14 protein-coding genes are annotated in these 16,714 nt (G+C 75.2%); 10 read left to right on the top strand and 4 right to left on the bottom strand.

The window, feature by feature from the left end:
* The first annotated feature begins 2 nt into the window (after positions 1-2).
* Genes IPL61_17610 through IPL61_17600 form a run of 3 tightly spaced genes read left to right on the top strand, consistent with a single transcriptional unit; the run spans position 3 to position 2,590 of the window.
* The gene (locus tag IPL61_17610) at positions 3-1,589 is read left to right on the top strand and encodes a serine/threonine protein kinase (GenBank protein ID MBK9033056.1); all 1,587 of its coding nucleotides are present in this window, start codon (positions 3-5) and stop codon (positions 1,587-1,589) included.
* A gap of 48 nt (positions 1,590-1,637) precedes the next feature.
* On the top strand, positions 1,638-1,892 hold the full coding sequence (locus IPL61_17605; protein ID MBK9033055.1) for a hypothetical protein: 255 nt from the start codon (positions 1,638-1,640) through the stop codon (positions 1,890-1,892).
* The gene (locus tag IPL61_17600; protein MBK9033054.1) at positions 1,889-2,590 is read left to right on the top strand and encodes a hypothetical protein; all 702 of its coding nucleotides are present in this window, start codon (positions 1,889-1,891) and stop codon (positions 2,588-2,590) included. The genes IPL61_17605 and IPL61_17600 overlap by 4 nt, the downstream gene beginning before the upstream one ends.
* A 350-nt stretch (positions 2,591-2,940) precedes the next feature.
* On the opposite strand, the gene IPL61_17595 is transcribed toward IPL61_17600, so the two are convergent.
* Positions 2,941-5,418, bottom strand: coding sequence for a serine/threonine protein kinase (locus IPL61_17595; protein MBK9033053.1), 2,478 nt, complete (start codon positions 5,416-5,418; stop codon positions 2,941-2,943).
* 1,780 nt (positions 5,419-7,198) lie between these two features.
* Here IPL61_17595 and IPL61_17590 point away from each other — a divergent pair.
* Positions 7,199-7,507: a multicopper oxidase domain-containing protein gene (locus IPL61_17590; protein ID MBK9033052.1), complete on the top strand. Its 309-nt coding sequence runs from the start codon at positions 7,199-7,201 to the stop codon at positions 7,505-7,507.
* A 218-nt stretch (positions 7,508-7,725) separates the two neighbouring features.
* Here IPL61_17590 and IPL61_17585 read toward each other — a convergent pair whose 3' ends face one another.
* Entirely contained in the window at positions 7,726-8,934 is a 1,209-nt protein-coding gene (locus IPL61_17585; protein MBK9033051.1) for a hypothetical protein, read from the bottom strand.
* A 420-nt stretch (positions 8,935-9,354) separates the two neighbouring features.
* On the opposite strand from IPL61_17585, the gene radC reads away from it, so the two are divergent.
* On the top strand, positions 9,355-10,074 hold the full coding sequence (gene radC, locus IPL61_17580) for a DNA repair protein RadC (protein ID MBK9033050.1): 720 nt from the start codon (positions 9,355-9,357) through the stop codon (positions 10,072-10,074).
* Between the two features lie 72 nt (positions 10,075-10,146).
* Complete coding sequence (locus IPL61_17575; GenBank protein MBK9033049.1) at positions 10,147-11,031, top strand: hypothetical protein; 885 nt, start codon at positions 10,147-10,149, stop codon at positions 11,029-11,031.
* Here IPL61_17575 and IPL61_17570 read toward each other — a convergent pair.
* Complete coding sequence (locus IPL61_17570; GenBank protein ID MBK9033048.1) at positions 10,994-11,839, bottom strand: DUF817 domain-containing protein; 846 nt, start codon at positions 11,837-11,839, stop codon at positions 10,994-10,996. The two genes, IPL61_17575 and IPL61_17570, sit on opposite strands and share 38 nt — an antisense overlap.
* A 115-nt stretch (positions 11,840-11,954) precedes the next feature.
* Here IPL61_17570 and IPL61_17565 point away from each other — a divergent pair, with 115 nt between their 5' ends.
* From IPL61_17565 to IPL61_17550, 4 genes are all read left to right on the top strand, one after another.
* A complete protein-coding gene (locus IPL61_17565) occupies positions 11,955-12,527 on the top strand; it encodes a sigma-70 family RNA polymerase sigma factor (protein ID MBK9033047.1) in 573 nt (190 codons plus the stop codon).
* A gap of 37 nt (positions 12,528-12,564) precedes the next feature.
* Positions 12,565-12,990, top strand: coding sequence for a zf-HC2 domain-containing protein (locus IPL61_17560; GenBank protein MBK9033046.1), 426 nt, complete (start codon positions 12,565-12,567; stop codon positions 12,988-12,990).
* A 38-nt stretch (positions 12,991-13,028) separates the two neighbouring features.
* Positions 13,029-13,427: a hypothetical protein gene (locus IPL61_17555; GenBank protein MBK9033045.1), complete on the top strand. Its 399-nt coding sequence runs from the start codon at positions 13,029-13,031 to the stop codon at positions 13,425-13,427.
* A 472-nt stretch (positions 13,428-13,899) separates the two neighbouring features.
* Entirely contained in the window at positions 13,900-14,097 is a 198-nt protein-coding gene (locus tag IPL61_17550) for a hypothetical protein (protein MBK9033044.1), read from the top strand.
* A gap of 47 nt (positions 14,098-14,144) precedes the next feature.
* Here IPL61_17550 and IPL61_17545 read toward each other — a convergent pair whose 3' ends face one another.
* A complete protein-coding gene (locus IPL61_17545) occupies positions 14,145-16,667 on the bottom strand; it encodes a hypothetical protein (protein ID MBK9033043.1) in 2,523 nt (840 codons plus the stop codon).
* Positions 16,668-16,714 lie beyond the last annotated feature (47 nt).

Raw genomic sequence — 16,714 nt, 5'->3', positions numbered from 1 at the left:
CGATGGCGCGTGCGATGGGTCGCTACCAGCTGGTGCGCCCCCTCGCGCGCGGCGGCATGGCCGAGGTGTTCCTGGCCCGGCGCCGGGCCGGCGGCCTCGAGAAGCTCTTGGTCGTGAAGCGGATCCGGCCCGAGCGCGCCGGCGACGTACGGTTCCTCGACCTGTTCATGCGCGAGGCCCGGCTGTCGATGAGCCTGACCCACGCCAACATCGTCCCGGTCTTCGACTTCGGCCGCAGCGGCGAGCAGGTGTTCCTGGCGATGGAGCGGGTCGAGGGCAAGGACCTCGGCTCGACGCTGGCGCGGGCCGGCGACCAGCTGTCACCGATGGTGGCGGCGTTCGTCGCCGGCGAGTGCTGCGGTGCGCTGGCGTACGCCCACGAGCGCAAGGGTCCCGACGGCGAGCCCCTGGGCATCGTCCACCGCGACGTCACGCCCCGCAACGTGCTGGTGTCGTGGTCGGGCGAGGTCAAGCTGACGGATTTCGGCATCGCCGCGCTCGCCGGCGACGACCCGAAGGGGCTCGTCGGCACCCCCGCGTACCTGGCGCCCGAGCAGGCCCGCGGCGAGCCCGTCGACGCGCGCGCCGACCTCTACGCGGTCGGGCTGCTCCTGCGCGAGCTGGTCACCGGCGCCCGGGCCCGGCCCGGCGACGAGCGCGAGGCGCTGCTCACGGCCGCGCGGGCGGGCGAGCTGACGCCGTGGCCGCCGGGGATCGATCCGGCGCTGGTTGCGATCGTCGATCGCGCGACGGCGGCCGATCGCGCCGACCGCTTCGACGACGCGCGCGCGATGCTGGCCGCGCTCGACGAGTTCATCGTCGGCTGCCGCGCCGCGGTCAAGGACGACGCGCCGGCGGCGCAGCTGGCCCGGTGGATGGCGGCGCGCTGGGACGGCGCGACCGACGACGCCGCCCCCGCGCTCGGCGACGACGACGGCAGCGACCTGCGCAGCTTCCTCGACGACGCCGCCGGCGGATCGAACACCGAGCGCTCGCTGGCCGCGACCGCGGCCGAGGACCTCGCCGCGCCGCCGCCGCCGGCGCCCGCACCCACCGCGCCCGTCGCGCCCGTCGCCCGGCCGCGCCGCGCCGCCTGGGTCGGGCTCGCCGCCGCGGCGGTGATCGCCGCCATCGCCGCCATCGCCATCGCGGTCGTCGGTGGGCGCGGCGCCGCCCGCGCGCCGGCCAGCGCGCTCGACGCCGCCGTACGCGACGCCGGCCCGCCCGACGCCGCGCCCGCGCCGGTCGACGCGCGCGCCGTCCCCGACGCCGTCGGCCCCGACGCCGCGGCCGTCCTCGACGCCGGGCACGCGGCGGTCGTCCGGGCCCCGCGGGTCGACGCCGGCGCGATCACCGACGCCGCGCCGCCGCCGCCCCCGCCGCGCACCGTCCGCGTCAACGCCCGGCCGTGGGCGCTGGTCTACGTCGACGGCGGCAGCGTCGCCCACGAGACCATCGCGACCCTGCGGCTCACGCCCGGCCGCCATCGCCTGCGCTTCGTCAACCCGCAGCTCGGCGTCGAGCGCGAGGTCACGATCGAGGTGCCGCTCGACCACGATCTCGACCACGTCGAGGATCTCCGCAAGTAACGCGACGACGGCGGCGCGCGACCGCCACCAGCGTGTACGATCGGGATCGTGCCGGACAAGCCCAGATCCAGGCTCGGCGGGCTGTTCGCGACCGCCCGGCAGCGCCCGCCGGTCGACGCCCCGGTCGCGGCCCGCGCGTTCGTGCTGACGTGCGTGGCCTGCGGCGCGCCGCGCAAGGACGGCTCCGACGCGCAGGCCTGTGGCTTCTGCGGCGGCAACATGGTGTCGCGCCCGGCGTGCCGCGGGTGCGGGCGCGCGCTCGAGCCCGCCGCGCGGTGCGCGCACTGCGAGGCGACGCCGTGAGCCCCGACGCGCGCTGGGACACGTTCCTGGCCAGGATCCAGGCCCGCTCCGACGAGCTCCTGGCCGAGGCCCACGCAGGGTCGATCGAGCTGCTCGATCAGACCGACGACGACGTCCTCGCGCTCGGCCAGGCCTGGACCGGCATCCGCAGCCGGATGCTGGCGCTGCGCGCGATGATCTCCGACACCTGGAGCGATCAGGTCGGCGACCTGTTTCCGGATCCCGCGGCCAGCGACCGCGCCCACGCCCGGGGCGCCGCGTGCGCCGCGACGCTCGAGCGCGACTTCGACCGCGGCGAGGTGCACGTGTGGGCGGAGGTCGGCCGGCGCATCGTCGCGCGCGCCGCCGCGATGCGCGTCGCCGAGGCGGCGTGCGGGCACTGCGGACACGCGATCTCGGCCGTCGCGATCCGTCGCACCCACGAGTGGACCTGCGCCGCGTGCCGCGCCACCGCGACCTTCCAGCCGAGCACCTACGAGTACCAGCTCGAGGCCGCCGCCGACTACATCGCCCGCGAGCGCGCGCTCGAGCTCGAGCCCGCCATGCTGGCCGCGCGCCTGGCCGGCGACGCCGATCGCACCGCCGCCGAGGCCTACTGGCGGGTCTACCTCGCCGCCGTCGCCGAGGTGCTGCCCGAGCGCGCGGCCACGCTCGCCGACGACCTGGCCGCCCGCCTCGCCCGAGCCGCGACGCCCTGATCGCGCGCGGATCGCGACGTCCGACCGCGATCACCTTCACCGACGCCCGAGCGGGGCGACCGTGCGCGACGACCGTGCGCCAGCGCGGCGACTGAGCGCGGCCAGCGCGGCCAGCGCGGCGACCGTGCGTGATTCTCAGCGCGGCGACCGTGCGTGATTCTCAGCGCGGCGACCGTGCGTGATTCTCAGCGCGGCGACCGTGCGCGGCCAGCGCGGCGACCGTGCGCGGCCAGCGTGGCGACCGTGCGCGGCCAGCGTGGCGACCGTGCGCGGCCAGCGTCACGACCGTGCGTGATTCTCAGCGCGGCGACCGTGCGCGGCGACCGCTCACCGACGAGGGACCGCGACGATCAGCAGCCGTCGATGAACGAGTCGGAGAAGTCGTCCTTGATGTCGAAGCTCCACTTGCCGCCGGCGTAGCCGAACCACAACGACGCGTAGGCGTTGGAGTCGGGCGCGCCCTTGGCGATGGCCTTGGCCCAGATCTGCTTGGCCGAGCACTTGGGCTTGGGGATCGGCTTCTCGCAGCCGAAGCCCTTCATCGGGATCACCATCACCTCGTCGGCCTCGACGAAGATCTGGACCATGCACAGCGGCTCCCACTTGAGGCCCTTGGGGTGGTTGGGCGGCGGCTGCGCGGCCGTGGTCGACACGAACCGGTACAGCACCTGGAAGTCGTCGGACACGTCGAGGTGGGCGCGGCCGTCGGGCGCGACCCCGTCGGCGTCGATCCGCGTCAGCTGCGCGTCGGGCAGCACCTTCTTGGCCTCGGCCAGCGCGCTCGGCAACCACGCCATGAAGTCGAAGCTCGACGGGTTGAACCCGGCGATCCGGATGTTGTGCGGCTTGTCGATCGGCAGCGGCGGATCGGGATCGGGCGCCGGCGCGCCGCTGGCGGTCGCCCCGCCCTTGGGCGGCGCCGGGTACGCGCACGCGAACTGCTTGAGCATCGAGCGCATGCTGGCCGAGGCGGTGGTGCAGCCGTCGACCGCGGTCTGGCGCATGTCGGCGGGCATCTGGTTGAAGCGCGCGTAGCCCTGCATCATGCCGGTCACGCCGGTGCGCATGCTATCGGCCGACGACGCGAGCTTGTCGCACTTCGACGCCGCGAGCATCAGCCGGATGTAGTCGTCGCAGGCCGGCTCGCCGCTCGAGAAGGCCGCGACGCGCTTGTCGAGATCGGTCGCGCCCGCGGGGGTCGGCGTGGTCGGCGTGGTCGGCGTGGTCGGCGTGGTCGGCGTGGTCGGGTTCCCCGGCAGCGGCGGCGGCGGCGGACGCATCGCGCCGGCCTTGCCGCTGCCCGCGAGCTGCGCGGCGGTGTCGACCATCGCGGCGAGGTGATCGGGATCCAGCTGCTCGAGCTGATCGCCCGCCTTCGCGAGCTGATCGGCCGCGGCCGCGAGCCGGTCCGCGGTCGGCGGCTCGACCGCGCCCGAGCCCGCCATCGACGAGCCCGAGCCCGCCAGCGCTGAGCCCGCGGCCGTCAGCTCGGTCGGCGTCATGGCCGAGCCGCTGGCGCTGCCCGAGCCGACGTCGGGCTTGGCGTCGTCCGAGCCGCCGCCGACGATCAGCGCCGCGGCGACGCCGCCGCCGACCAAGGCCAGCCCGGCCAGCGCGAACAGCACGCCCTTGCTCGACCTCGACGCCTGGGTCTGCTGCGGCAGCACCTGGCCCGCGGCCGACGCCATCGACGGCGACGGCGGCGGGTAGCTGCCCGGCGCGCCGTACATCGGCATCGGCGTGCCGCCGTGCATCATCGGCGGCCCGCCCGGCGCGGTCGGCCCGCCCGGCAGCGGCATCGGCGTGCCGCCGCCCGGCCAGCTCGCCGGCGTCGGGTAGCCCGGGACCCCGCCCTGCGCGCTCATCCGCGCCAGGCTGGCTGGCGACACCGTGGTCCAGGCGTCGGGCCCCAGCTGCTGCGTCGAGTGCATCAGCGCCTGGGCCAGCTCGGCGGCCGAGCCGAAGCGATGGTTGGGATCCTTGGCGAGCGCGCGCAGGATGACCTGCTCCATCGCCGGCGGCATGTCGGGCCGGAGCAGGTGCGGCGGCGGCGGCGGCTCGTCGATGTGCTTGCGCAGCAGGTCGAACAGCGAGTCGCCGGCGAACGGCTTGCGGCCGGTGGCGCACTCGAAGAGGATCACGCCCATCGCGTAGATGTCGGTGCGTAGATCGACCGGCTTGCCCAGCGCCTGCTCGGGCGACATGTAGTGCGGCGTGCCGAGCAGCGAGCCGGTCTGCGTCGCCGAGCCGCCCAGCTCGGGTCGCAGCTTGGCGATGCCGAAGTCGAGCACCTTGGGGCGCCCGGCCGGCGTGACGTAGATGTTGTCGGGCTTGAGATCGCGGTGGACGATGCCCTTGGCGTGGGCCGCGCCGAGCGCGTCGAGCGCCTCGGTCATCAGCCGGGCCATCCCGCCCAGCGGCAGCGGCCCGCGCTTCTCGATCAGGTCGTTGAGCGGCGCCCCGTCGAGGTACTCCATGATGATGTACGGGCGACCGTCGGGGAGCTGCGACAGATCGAGGATGTTGACGATGCTCTCGTGGCGGATCAGGTTGACCGCGCGCGCCTCCGAGAAGAACCGCTCGACCAGGTCGGCGCGATCGGCGCACTCGCGCGACAGCACCTTGACCGCCACGCGGCTGCCGATCTGCGGGTGCACGCCCTTGTAGACGCGGCCCATGCCGCCGACGCCGAGCAGCTTGGCGATCCGGTAGACGCCGACCGAGGTCCCGACCAGCGCGTCGTCGCCGCGCGACACCAGCGGGGTCTGATCGGACGGGCACGCGCCGGGCGCAGGTTGGCTGTGGCCGCAGTCAGGACAGACGAACATGGCGCGGTGAGGGTAACACCTACCTGGCGCCCCGGCCGGCGGTTTCTGAGCCGCCCAGCGCAGCGATCGGCGCCGCGCGGCGGCACGCGAAAAGCGTGTTGCGACCAGCACGACGGGTGAGCGTCGGGGCGTCGCGGTGAGGTGCGTCAGCCCGGGCCGCCCGTGACGATCGGGTGAGGTGAGGACGTGCGGTGCACGGGTGCGTCGGCCCTCGGGCCTGCGCCCTGCGCCGGCCGGCGGCGAGCGACGCGAGCGGGCTGGGCGCCGCGTCGGGCGTGACGATCGGGTGAGGTGCCGTCGGGCGTGACGATCGGGTGAGGTGCGTCGGCCCGCGCGTGACGATCAGGTGAGGTGAGGACGTGCGGTGCACGGGTGCGTCGGCCCTCGGGCCTGCGCCTGCGCCGGCCGGCAGCGAGCGCCCTGGATCGGCACGGTGTGGCTGTGGTGGAGGATGCGGTCGCCGACGACGCCGCCGCCGCCGCCAGAGAAATCGCCGCGCCCCGCGTCGCTGCGCGAACCTTTCGGACGGCGTCTGGCTCTCACCGAGCACCATGGCTGCACGACGCTGGATCGGTCCCCTCGCGCTCCGGCGCCGAACCTTCCTCAAGGGCTGCGGCGCCGCCGGCGTGGCGCTGGCGCTGCCGGGGGCGCTCGGCGGCTGCGGCCAGGATCCCGGCGTCACGATCGACGGCGGCGCGCGGCTGCCGGTGCCGCCGCTGCTCGACGGCGAGCTCCAGGGCGGCGTGCGGGTGTTCCAGCTCGCGCTCCAGCCCGGCACCGTCGACTTCGGCGCGGGCGCGCCGACCGCGACCTACGGCGTCAACGGCGCGTACCTCGGCCCGACCCTGCGCTTCCGCCGCGGCGAGCGGGTCCGGCTCGAGGTCACCAACGCCCTCGGCGAGATCTCGACCCTGCACTGGCACGGCGTCGAGCTGCCGGCCCACAGCGACGGCGGCCCGTACCAGCCGATCGCGCCCGGCGCGACCTGGGTGTCGGAGTACGACGTGGTCCAGCGGCCGTCGACGGCCTGGTACCACCCGCACCAGATGCACGCGACCGGCCGCCAGGTCTACATGGGCATGGCCGGGCTGATCTTCGTCGAGGAGCCCACGGCCACGACCGAGCTGCCGTCGACCTACGGCGTCGACGACCTGCCGCTGGTGATCCAGGATCGGCGGCTGTTCGCCGACGGCACCCACCCGTACTCCGACGGCGGCATGCCCAGCATGCACGACCGCATGGCCGGCCTGAAGGGCGAGACCATCCTGGTCAACGGCGCCGTGGTGCCGCGCGGTCGGGTCGATCGCGGGCTGGTGCGCCTGCGCGTGCTCAACGGCTCGAACGCGCGCAACTACAACCTCGGCTTCGCCGACGACCGCAGCTTCCTGATGATCGCCAGCGACGGCGGCTTGCTCGCGGCGCCGCTCGCGACGACGCGGGCGCTGGTGGCGCCGGGCGAGCGCGTCGAGCTCCTGGTCGACTTCGCCGCCGACGCGACCGGCGCCGCCGTGGTGCTGCAGAGCTTCTCGGGCGAGGTCAAGGGCGCGCTGTTCACCGGCCAGATGGGCGCGAACCTGGCTGACGCCCTCGACGGCTCGACCTTCGACCTCGCGACGTTCGAGGTCGGGGCCGCGCCGACGGTCGCGCTGGCGCCGCCGACGGCGTTCGCGCCGATCGCGCGCGGCGCCGAGACCGACGCGGTGCGCACACGCGCGCTGGTGCTGGCGATGTCGATGGGCAGCGTGTCGATCAACGGCACGCAGATGACCGACCTGACGCGGTGCCGGCGGCGATCAGCTTCGACGTCCCGGTCGGCGACGTCGAGCTGTGGACCGTCACCAACACCTCGGGCATGGCCCACCCGATCCACGTCCACCACCGCCAGTTCCAGGTGCTCGACATCGACGGCGCGCCGCCGCCGCCGCCGCTGGCCGGCTGGAAGGACACCGTGCTGGTGCCGCCCGGCCGGGTCGTGCGCCTGCTGCTCTCCTTCGCCGGCACCGCCGACCGCGCGTTCCCGTACATGTTCCACTGCCACATCCTCGAGCACGAGGACCACGGCATGATGGGCCGGTTCTTCCTGGTGTGAGCGCGCGCGTCGCGCCGGCGGGCACGACAGCTCGCGCCGGAGCGTGATCGGGTCCCGGTCGTCGGCCATCGACGGCGAGCGATCCATCACGATCAGCACGTCGCGCGGATCGGTGTACCAGCCCCAGAACCGCGTCGTGAGCTCGCGGCTGCAGACCAGCGCGCCACCGTCGTCGGCCGGCGGCTCGGCGCACGCGGCGACGAGCGCGACGGCGGCGGCTAGTCGCACGGCAGCTCGCACCGGAGCGTGACGTCGACGCGGTCGATCCCGCGCACGCCCTCGCTGCGCACCTCGATGCCGCCGGGACAGGTCGCCGTGTCGATGCCCGCGATCCGCCAGCACGGGCCGTCGTCGCCGGCGCCGCACGGCGGCAGCGGCGCGACCACGTCGTCGCCGCGGTCGACCGGGGTGATCCGCTGCTCGGCCGTGCAGACCACCTGCGCGCCGGGCACGGTCGGCGCCTGATCGGCGGCAGGGTCGAGGCACGCCGCGAAGGCCCACCCCGGCTCGGCCCAAGCCACCAGGCTCAGCAGATCGGACCATCCGTCACCGCACGCGTCGACGCGCGCGAGGCGCTCGGGCGCGCTGAGCTGCGCCAGCCGGGGTGCCCCGACGACCGAGCGACCATCGGCGCACGCCGAGGCGAGCGCGCCGTCGACCACGCGCACGTCGGGCCCGCCCGAGACGATCCCGATCCAGAACCGGTCAGCGCCGACGACCTCCGCGAAGGTCGCGATCGGGTCCGCGAGCCCGCCGTCGGCGCCCTGGCCCGCGGTGAAGCACGCGAGGTCGACCTCGGCCTCGTCGCCCAGCGGCAGCCCGGTCGCCCGCAGCGCGCCCAACGCCACCATCGAGCAGTCATCGCTGTCGGTCAGGATCATCAGCGCCAGCGGCACGCCGGGTCGATGGAAGCCGGCGTCGGCTGGCTGTGACCCGTCGAGCGCGCGCAGCGCCGCCGCCAGCGGCTGGCTGACCGGGCAACTCGACGTGGGCAGCTCGAGCATGCACGCGAGCGCGGCGCGCACGTCGCCGCCGGCGTTGTCGAGCATCCCGTCGTCGGCGCGGGCGTTGGTCCGCACGAAGGCGCCGTCGACACCGCACATCGTCGCGCGCTGGAACCGCGCCGCGTCGCCGTCGCCCGCACACCCGGTGACGCCGTCGCCGCCGAGGTCCGACGTCACCACGGCCACGTGGGCGTCGTAGATCGTCGCGACGCTCGCCAGCGCGCCGGCGAACCTCGCCAGCTGTTCCTGATCATCGCTCATCGATGCCGACCGGTCGACCACGACCAGCACGTCGACCGGGTGCGGGCGCCACGCCGCGAAGCGAACCGTGTCTTCCCGGCTGCACACCGCCGGGCCGTCATCGCCGGGCGTCGACGTACACGCGGTCGCGACCGCGACCAGGACAGCGCACCATCGGTCCACACCACACACCACAGCAAGGAACTGGCCAGGCGCCTACGTGCGATCTCGACCCCTTGCGGCGAGCGCTCCGCCAACTTGATTGGCGAACGTGTGCGGCGTTGTCAGGCCGACCCGCTCGCTCGCGGCACCTATATATGGATGGGCGGAGCGATCAGCGGGGCCCCGCTTGAATATGGACGGGCGGAGCGATCAGCACGGCCCCGCTTGAATATGGACGGGCGGAGCGATCAGCACGGCCCGCTTTGGCTCCCACAGGAGCCGCCGCGGCCCGGGCTCCGATGGCCGCGCCGCCGGACGCGGCCGGGCGTCCGGCGTCCGGCGAGGCTCGGCCGTCGCCGGACACGACGTCCGGCTTCCGGACGCTCGCGACGGGGGCCCGCGCACTTGCGCGTGGCGCGGGCCTTGCTGAGTACGCGCGGCATGGACCGCCCGCTGTCCGAGACCTCCGCCGCCGCCGAGGCCGCGCCCCACGAGCGTCCGCGCGAGCGCCTGTGGCGGCAGGGCAGCGACCGGGTGTCCGACGCCGAGCTGCTGGCGCTGATCCTGGGCACCGGTCGGCCCGGGCGCAGCGCGGCGGCGGTCGCGCACGACGTGCTGGTGGCGGTCGGCGGCGTGGCTGGGCTGGCGCGCGCGTCGCCGCACGACCTGGCGCGGGTCGATGGGCTGGGCCCGGCGCAGGCGGCGCGGGTGGTGGCGGCCGCGTCGCTGGGGGCGCGCGCGGTCGAGCGCACCCGGGCCCGCGGCGACGTGCTGCGCTGCGCCGAGGACGTCCACCTGCGGCTGTGGCCGCGCCTGGCCGGGCTCGAGCAGGAGGTGTTCTACGTCGTCGGCATCGACGCGCGCAACGTGGTCGTGATCGAGGCCGAGGTCGCGCGCGGCCACCTGACCGGCGTCGACGTGCACCCGCGCGAGGTGTTCCGGCCGCTGATCCGCGCCGGCGCCGCGGCGGCGGTGTGCGCGCACAACCATCCGTCCGGCGACCCGACGCCGAGCCCGCCCGACCTGCTCCTGACCGAGCGCCTCAAGGAGGCCGGGGACCTGCTCGGCATCCCGGTGATCGACCACGTGGTCCTGGCCGACCGCGGCCCGGTCTCGATCGCCGAGTGGGTCGCGGGGCTGCCGTCGACGCCGACGACGTGAGCTGCGCCACCGTGCGTCAGCGCACACCGCCGTTTAGTTGCGCGGACGCGATCGGGCTGGGAGGCTCCGGCCATGCGCGCGCGCTCGACCGTCGGTATCGGCCTGCTCTCTGCCCTGGCGCTGGCCCCGGCCAGCCCCGTGGCGGCCGACGGGCTCGACGACGCGCTCGGCCCGCGCGAGCTGGCCACCGGTGAGGCCCGGCGCGCCGACGTCTCCGGCGCGCAGGCCGCCAGCCTCAATCCGGCCGGCCTGCCGCTGACCCGCGATCTCACCTTCGAGGGCAGCTACGGCTACCGCTCGTTCGACGGCGCCTCGCTGATCTCGGCGTCGGCGTGTGACTCGACCAACGCCGCCCCCGGCTGCTTCTACTACCGCTACGCCGGCGGCGACACCGTCGACGGCCGCCACCAGCGCGCCCACGTCGCCGGCCTGACCCTGGCGCGGCCGCTCAACGCCCGCGCGATGATCGGCCTCGGCGCCAAGTACATCAACGCCCGGGGCGCGGCCGCCGACGGCAGCGAGGACATCACCGGCTTCAACTGGGACGCCGGCCTGGTGATCCGCCTGACCGATCAGTTCAACCTCGCCGCGACCGGTTACAACCTGTTCGGCACCGAGAACGTCACGTTCGCGCGCGCGGTCGGCGGCGGCGCGTCGTTCCGCCCCAGCCCGGCGCTGGTGGCCGCGTTCGACGCGCGCTGGGACCTGTCGACCGACGGCCCGACCGGCCGCTACGGCGGCGGCCTCGAGTACTTCGTCTCGACCGCCGGCGGCCAGACCGGGTACCCCCTGCGCGCCGGCGTCGTCCACGACGTGGCCACCGGCACGTTCATCACCGGCGGCCTCGGCATCGCCACCGTCAAGTTCGCGCTCGACATCGGCGTGCGCAAGCAGGTCAAGGACGGCGACGACCTGCAGCTCAGCGCCAGCCTGCGGGTGTTCGGGCCGCGGCAGTAGGCGCGCGGGCCGGCGCGTCGAGCTCGTCCGCGACCGCGCGCTGCGCGGCCTTGCGGCGCTTGAGCTCGGCGACCAGCACGAAGGTCACGATCACCAGCAGCGCCCACGCGTGGATCTTGCCCAGCGAGACCGCGCGCCAGCCCAGGCGCTGATCGGGGTAGGCCCAGGCGCCGCCAGCGGTGGCGGCGTTCTCCGCCGCCCAGATGCCCAGCCCCACCAGCGCGAACCACGCCACCATCGGCAGGCGCCGACGCGCGCCGGGCGCGGTCGCGAACGTCACCGACGTGCGCCGGAACGCCAGCACCACCGCCGCCGTCAGCGGCCACCGCAGATCCCAGACGAGGTGGTGCGTGAAGAAGTTGAGGTAGATCGCCGCGACCAGCGCCAGCGCCACCCGCGGCGTCGGCGGCGCGTGCAGCGTCACGTCGCATCGCCGCCAGGCCTGGCAGATGAACGACGCCACCGCCGCGTACATGAAGCCCGAGTACAGCGGCACCTGCCCGATCGCGAAGGTCGCGGCCTCGGGGTACGCCCACGAGCCGACCCGCGGGTCGGTCTTCCACAGCTCGAGCCCGAGCCCGAGCCCGTGGAACAGCGCCAGCACCGCCAGCTCGTCCTTGGTCTCGACGCGCGCGGCCACCAGCGCCACCTGGATCGCGACGCACGCGACGAAGATCGTGTCGTAGCGGGTCAGGCCCGGCAGCGCCGCGACGTGCGAGCCCACCAGCACCGCGAAGAACGCCGCGGCGAACACGCACGAGGCCGCCAGCCTGGCGACGAACCGCGCCGCTTCGACCGCCGGCCGCATCGTCGGGCAACGCGCCGGGCGCCCCGGCGATTCCCGGCGGCGCAGGGAACCGGGCGCTTCCGCCGGTGTCCGACGTCGGAGCGGATCGCCTTTCGGCTATGCTCGCCCTAGCTCCATGTCAGCCCGCGATCGAGAGCTCGTCCGCCGCCTGCGCGAGCGCGACGAGCGCGCGTTCCGCGAGCTGGTCGCCGAGCACCGCGACCGCATCTACAACCTGACCTACCGCATGCTCGGCAACCGGTCCGAGGCCGAGGACGTCTCCCAGGAGGTCTTCATCACGGTCTTCAAGACCATCGACAGCTTCCGCGAGGAGGCCAAGTTCTCGACGTGGCTCTACCGGGTCGCGGTCAACCACTGCAAGAACCGCATCAAGTACCTGTCGCGCCGCCACGACCGCAGCCAGGACGAGCTCGACGAGAACGCCGGCTCGGTGGCGGCGGCCGGACCGCCCGGCCCGATGCGCCGCCCCGACCGCGCGGTCGAGGGCGCGCAGATGGAGATGGTGCTGCAAGAGGCGATCGCCTCGCTCGACGAGGATCACCGCACCGTCGTCGTGCTGCGCGAGATCGAGGACCTGTCGATCGAGGAGATCTGCGAGATCACCGGCCTGCCCGACGGCACGGTGAAGTCGCGCCTGCACCGCGCGCGGCTGGCGCTGCGCAAGAAGATCGCGAGGCACCTGGGATGACCCCGCCCGGCCGCGCGCTATCCTCGAGAGGTTCGCCATGACCGACACCGCCCCCGCCGCCGACGAGCGCCTGCAGGCGATGCTGGCCGACTACGTCGACGGCACGCTGACGCCGGCCGAGCGCGCCGAGGTCGAGGCGGCCCTGGCCGCCGATCCCGAGCTGCGGGCCGAGGTCGAGGACCTGCGCGGCAGCATGGGCCTCCTGAAGTCGCTGTCGCCGGCCGCGGCCCCGCCCGAGCTGGGCAAGACCGTCGAGGACACCATCCACCGACGCTCGGCCGGGCGCTTCTTCGGCCGGCGCACGCTGGGCGATCGCGTGCCGTTCGGGGTGCTGCTCATCCTCGGGCTGATCGCGCTGGTCGCGATCGTGGCGCTCCTGTGGTCGTCGCCGAGCGGCTCGCTCAAGCGCGACCGCCCGGCCCCGCCGCCGCCGCCGACCGAGCGCGTCGCGCCGCCGCCGTGACCGCGACACCTCGCGGCGCCTCGATGACAGTCGTGCGCGTGCACCTGCGCCTCGCCCTGATCCTGATCGCCGCGGCCGTCGCCGGCTGCCCGGCCCGCGCCCCGACGCCAGCTCCAACGTCGACGTCGGCGGCGACGGCGGCGTCGCCCGCGCCGAGCCCGACGGCGGCGGACCAGCGGTGCCTGCCGGTGGTCGCCGCCGACTGCGGCTGCGTCTACGCGTGCGGGCTCGGCACGCGCGCTGGCGATCGCTGGTCGGTCACGCACCCGTCCTGGACCTCGCCGATCACCGCGACGATCGCGCCGTGGTGCGTCGACGGCCAGTGCACCGACGCGTTCCACGGCGAGATCGTCTGCAGCGGCATCTGCGCGCCGCGCCCGGCGGATCCGACCTGTCACCTCGATGCGGCGGGCACCTGCGTCGGCGGTGCCCCGTGACGCGCGCGGCGCTCGCGCTGGTGGCGCTGGCCGCGACCACCGCACAGGCGCAGCCGTCCGCGCCGGGCTGGGACGACGCGCCGGCGATGATCGCGGCCGCGGTGGCGCCGGTCGAGGCCGACCTGCGCGCGTGCGTCGCGCGCCTGCCGCGCACCATCAGCCTGGACGTCGCCCGGGACCGCGACGGCCAGACCCGGATCGCCATGCCGGTGCTCGGGGTCGGGTACCGCGGGTTCACGCCCGAGGAGCGGTGCCTGATGGCCACGGTCGCGCGGGTCGCGGTGCCCGCGCTGCCGCCGCTGCTCGAGCGCGTGACCTTCGCCCATGTGATCGACGCGGCCGGGGCGACGCGCCAGCGCGCGATCCAGCGTTCGCCGACTGGCGCGCGCCCGCGACCACGCTGGCCGCCACCATCGACCCGGCCCGCGCGACCCTCGCGGCGTGCGACCCGCGCCCGCGCACCGTGCGCGTGGTGGTCGATCGCCGCCGCGGCCGGACCCGGGCCTGGCTGCCGGCCTGGCAGTTCCACGCGCGCACCGGCGACGGCACGACGCCGCCGCGCGAGCGCGCGGTCAAGGCGTGCGTGGCGCGCGCGATCCGGGCCTGGCGGCTGCCGCTGTTGCCGGGCACGATGGGCGAGATGCACGTCGTGATCCCGGTCGCGCCGTAGCGATGGGCGAGCTGCACGTCGCGATCCCGTCCGCGCCGCGGCCCGCGTCAGCGATCGCGCGCGAGGTGACGCACGTGATCCGCCAGGTCGTCGTCGAGCGCGTCGTCCCGCCGCGGCGCCGCGCGGAAGGCCGGGCAGCCGGTCGGATCCGCCAGCACCGCCGCGACCTCGGCCGGCAGCGTCGACGCCGGCTGCAGCGCCTGCTGGAACGCCGTCCACGTCGCCGGCGCGGCCAGGTCGTGGGCCGCGCACACGATCTCGATCTGGTACGCGGGCGCCATCGGCACCGACCGCACCAGCGGCGCCACCGCCGGCACCGCGGCCTCGTCGCCGAGGCGCACCGACGTGCGCCACACGGTCAGCAGCCGCCCGAGCGACGTGGTGCTGGGGTAGCGCCCGCGGAAGAACGCCCGCCACGCGTCGACGTCGCCGCCGGCGAGCGGGCTGTAGCGCCCGACCGTGTGACCGACCAGCCGGCTGAGCGCGCGATCGCGCAGCCGCAGCGACGGCGCGGTCGTGGCGACGGCGCCGATCTGCGCGAGGCTCATCGCCGGGCCGTAGTCGAAGCCCATCAGGTAGTCGAGCCGCGCGGCGGTGGCGGCCGACGGCGCCGCCGCGAGCGCGGTCAGCTCGGGCCCGAACAAGAGCCTCGGCACCAGCGCGCCGCAGCGGGCGTACGCGGTCTCGTACCGCTCGATCGCCGGGTCGCGCAGCGCCGGCGTCAGCGCCTCGGCGAAGGCCATCGCGTCACCTGCGGTCAGGCCAGCCAGCACCGCGCACCCGCCGACCGCCGCGTTGCGCCGCGCCTCGGTCGAGTCGAGCGCGTCGTAGAGCGCGGTGAAGTCGTCCGGGAGCGAGACCGGCAGGTCGCCGTCGAGCGCGCGCTCCTGGTGCGCCGGCGCGCCGGCGGTGAACGCGGTCAGCGCGGCGCCCGGGCCCGGCGCCATGCGCGGCTCGAGCTCGAGGTAGTACGGATCGACGACGCCGAACACCGCCGGCCAGTACGGGTGGACGCCGCGCTGGTCGGGCGCGAAGTAGCCGCCGGTCGGCACGACCACGGTGACCGGCGCCGCCGCGGTCAACCCGACCACCGGCCCGGCCACGCCGGCCGCATCGACCGCGCCCAGCTCGATCGGCGCGATCAAGACCGCGCCGGGATCGTCGAGCGCCAGCGTCAGCTCGGCGCCGGCGCCGGTCGACACGGCCGCGACGGTCAGGGTCGGCGCGCCGTGCTGCGGCAGGCTCGCCAGCACCCGCGCGATCGTGGCCTCGTCGAGCGCCGGCGCGAAGCTGCGCACGAAGCCCTCGCCGTCGATCGTGCCCAGCGCGTGGTCGGCCAGGACCTTGCGCGCGCCGGCCCAGAACGCGTCGTCGCCGATGCGGTCGCGGATCTGGGTCATGACCCAGGCCGCGCGCTCGTACGGCCCCGAGTTGTACTTGTCGAGCCCGGTCAGCGCCACGTCGACGACGGCGTCGCCGGGATCGAACGAGCAGTCGGTGCCGAAGCGCCGCCCGGTGCCGGCCGCGTCGCGGGCGGCGCGATCGGCCTCGACCGCCAGGAACGTCGCCATGCCCTCCTTGACCCAGACGTCGTCGTAGGTCCGCATCGTGACCCAGTCGCCGAACCACTGGTGGGCCAGCTCGTGGGCGTTGAGGTTGACGCCGATCACCCCCTGGCCCGAGGTCTCGGCGTTGAACGTGATCGTCGCGTTCTCCATGCCGCCGCCGAACTGCGGCAGCAGCACCACCGCGTAGCGGTCCCACGGGTACGGGCCGATCAGCGCCTCGAACGAGGTCATCGCGCGGGCGACGACGTCGAGGTTGTCGTCGGGCACCAGCGCCAGCCCGCGCCGGAACCACAGCGCCAGGGGCACGCGCCCACCCGCGCGCTCGACGTGCTCGAGCTCGCCGGCCGCGAACGCCATCAGGTAGGTCGGGATCGGCTGCGCCAGCGCGTGCCCGATCACCCGGGCGGCGCCGTCGACGCGATCGCCGGTGCGCGCGCCGTTGGCGATCACGTCGTCGCCGGCCGGGACGGTCAGCTCGACCGCGAACGTCGCGCGGTCGGCGGGGTCGTGGTTGGCGACCAGCCAGCGCAGGCCGCGGTCGGGCTCGGAGTCGGTGTACATGACCCGGCTCGTCACCGGATCGTCGTCGCGCGGGCCCGCGACCCGCAGCGCGTCGGACGGCGCGGCGACGTAGTCGACGGTGAAGGTCGCGGCGCCGTCGACGAGGATCGGCCCGAGGTCGACGCGGAGCGTGTGCGCGACGTCGTCGACCGCGTACGCCAGCGCCCGGTCGCCGGCGTGGACCGCGCCGATCGCGACCTCGGCGTCGAGCTCGACCACCGGCGTGGCCACCGCGATCAGCGCCACGTCCTCGCTGGCGGCGAGCGTGCCGGCGTCGAGGTCGACGGTCCCGCGCAGGGTGTAGGCCACGGCGTCGTAGCCCCGGCCGCCGGGACAGCCGGGCAGGCACGAGGCCGGCGGACCGCCGCCGTCATCGCCGCACGCGATCATCGTGACCGCCACCGTCACCAGGCCCACCGCTCGCACCCGCGCGCTGATCATGACCCGACTGTACGGGCGAACCGCGGGCGCGTCTCGGGCCGTGATCA

The sequence above is a fragment of the Myxococcales bacterium genome (genome assembly GCA_016717005.1).
Taxonomy (GTDB): domain Bacteria; phylum Myxococcota_A; class Polyangia; order Haliangiales; family Haliangiaceae; genus UBA2376.
Note: the sequence above shows the minus strand (reverse complement) of the source record. Positions and strands in the feature narration are given on the sequence as shown.

Bases quoted from the DNA above. Each gene is read 5' to 3' on its own strand.
- radC (MBK9033050.1), top strand. From the start codon at position 9,355: ATGGACCGCCCGCTGTCCGAGACCTCCGCCGCCGCCGAGGCCGCGCCC.
- IPL61_17565 (MBK9033047.1), top strand. From the start codon at position 11,955: ATGTCAGCCCGCGATCGAGAGCTCGTCCGCCGCCTGCGCGAGCGCGAC.
- IPL61_17570 (MBK9033048.1), bottom strand. From the start codon at position 11,839: ATGCGGCCGGCGGTCGAAGCGGCGCGGTTCGTCGCCAGGCTGGCGGCC.
- IPL61_17595 (MBK9033053.1), bottom strand. From the start codon at position 5,418: ATGTTCGTCTGTCCTGACTGCGGCCACAGCCAACCTGCGCCCGGCGCG.
- IPL61_17545 (MBK9033043.1), bottom strand. From the start codon at position 16,667: ATGATCAGCGCGCGGGTGCGAGCGGTGGGCCTGGTGACGGTGGCGGTC.
- IPL61_17610 (MBK9033056.1), top strand. From the start codon at position 3: ATGGCGCGTGCGATGGGTCGCTACCAGCTGGTGCGCCCCCTCGCGCGC.
- IPL61_17560 (MBK9033046.1), top strand. From the start codon at position 12,565: ATGACCGACACCGCCCCCGCCGCCGACGAGCGCCTGCAGGCGATGCTG.
- IPL61_17575 (MBK9033049.1), top strand. From the start codon at position 10,147: ATGCGCGCGCGCTCGACCGTCGGTATCGGCCTGCTCTCTGCCCTGGCG.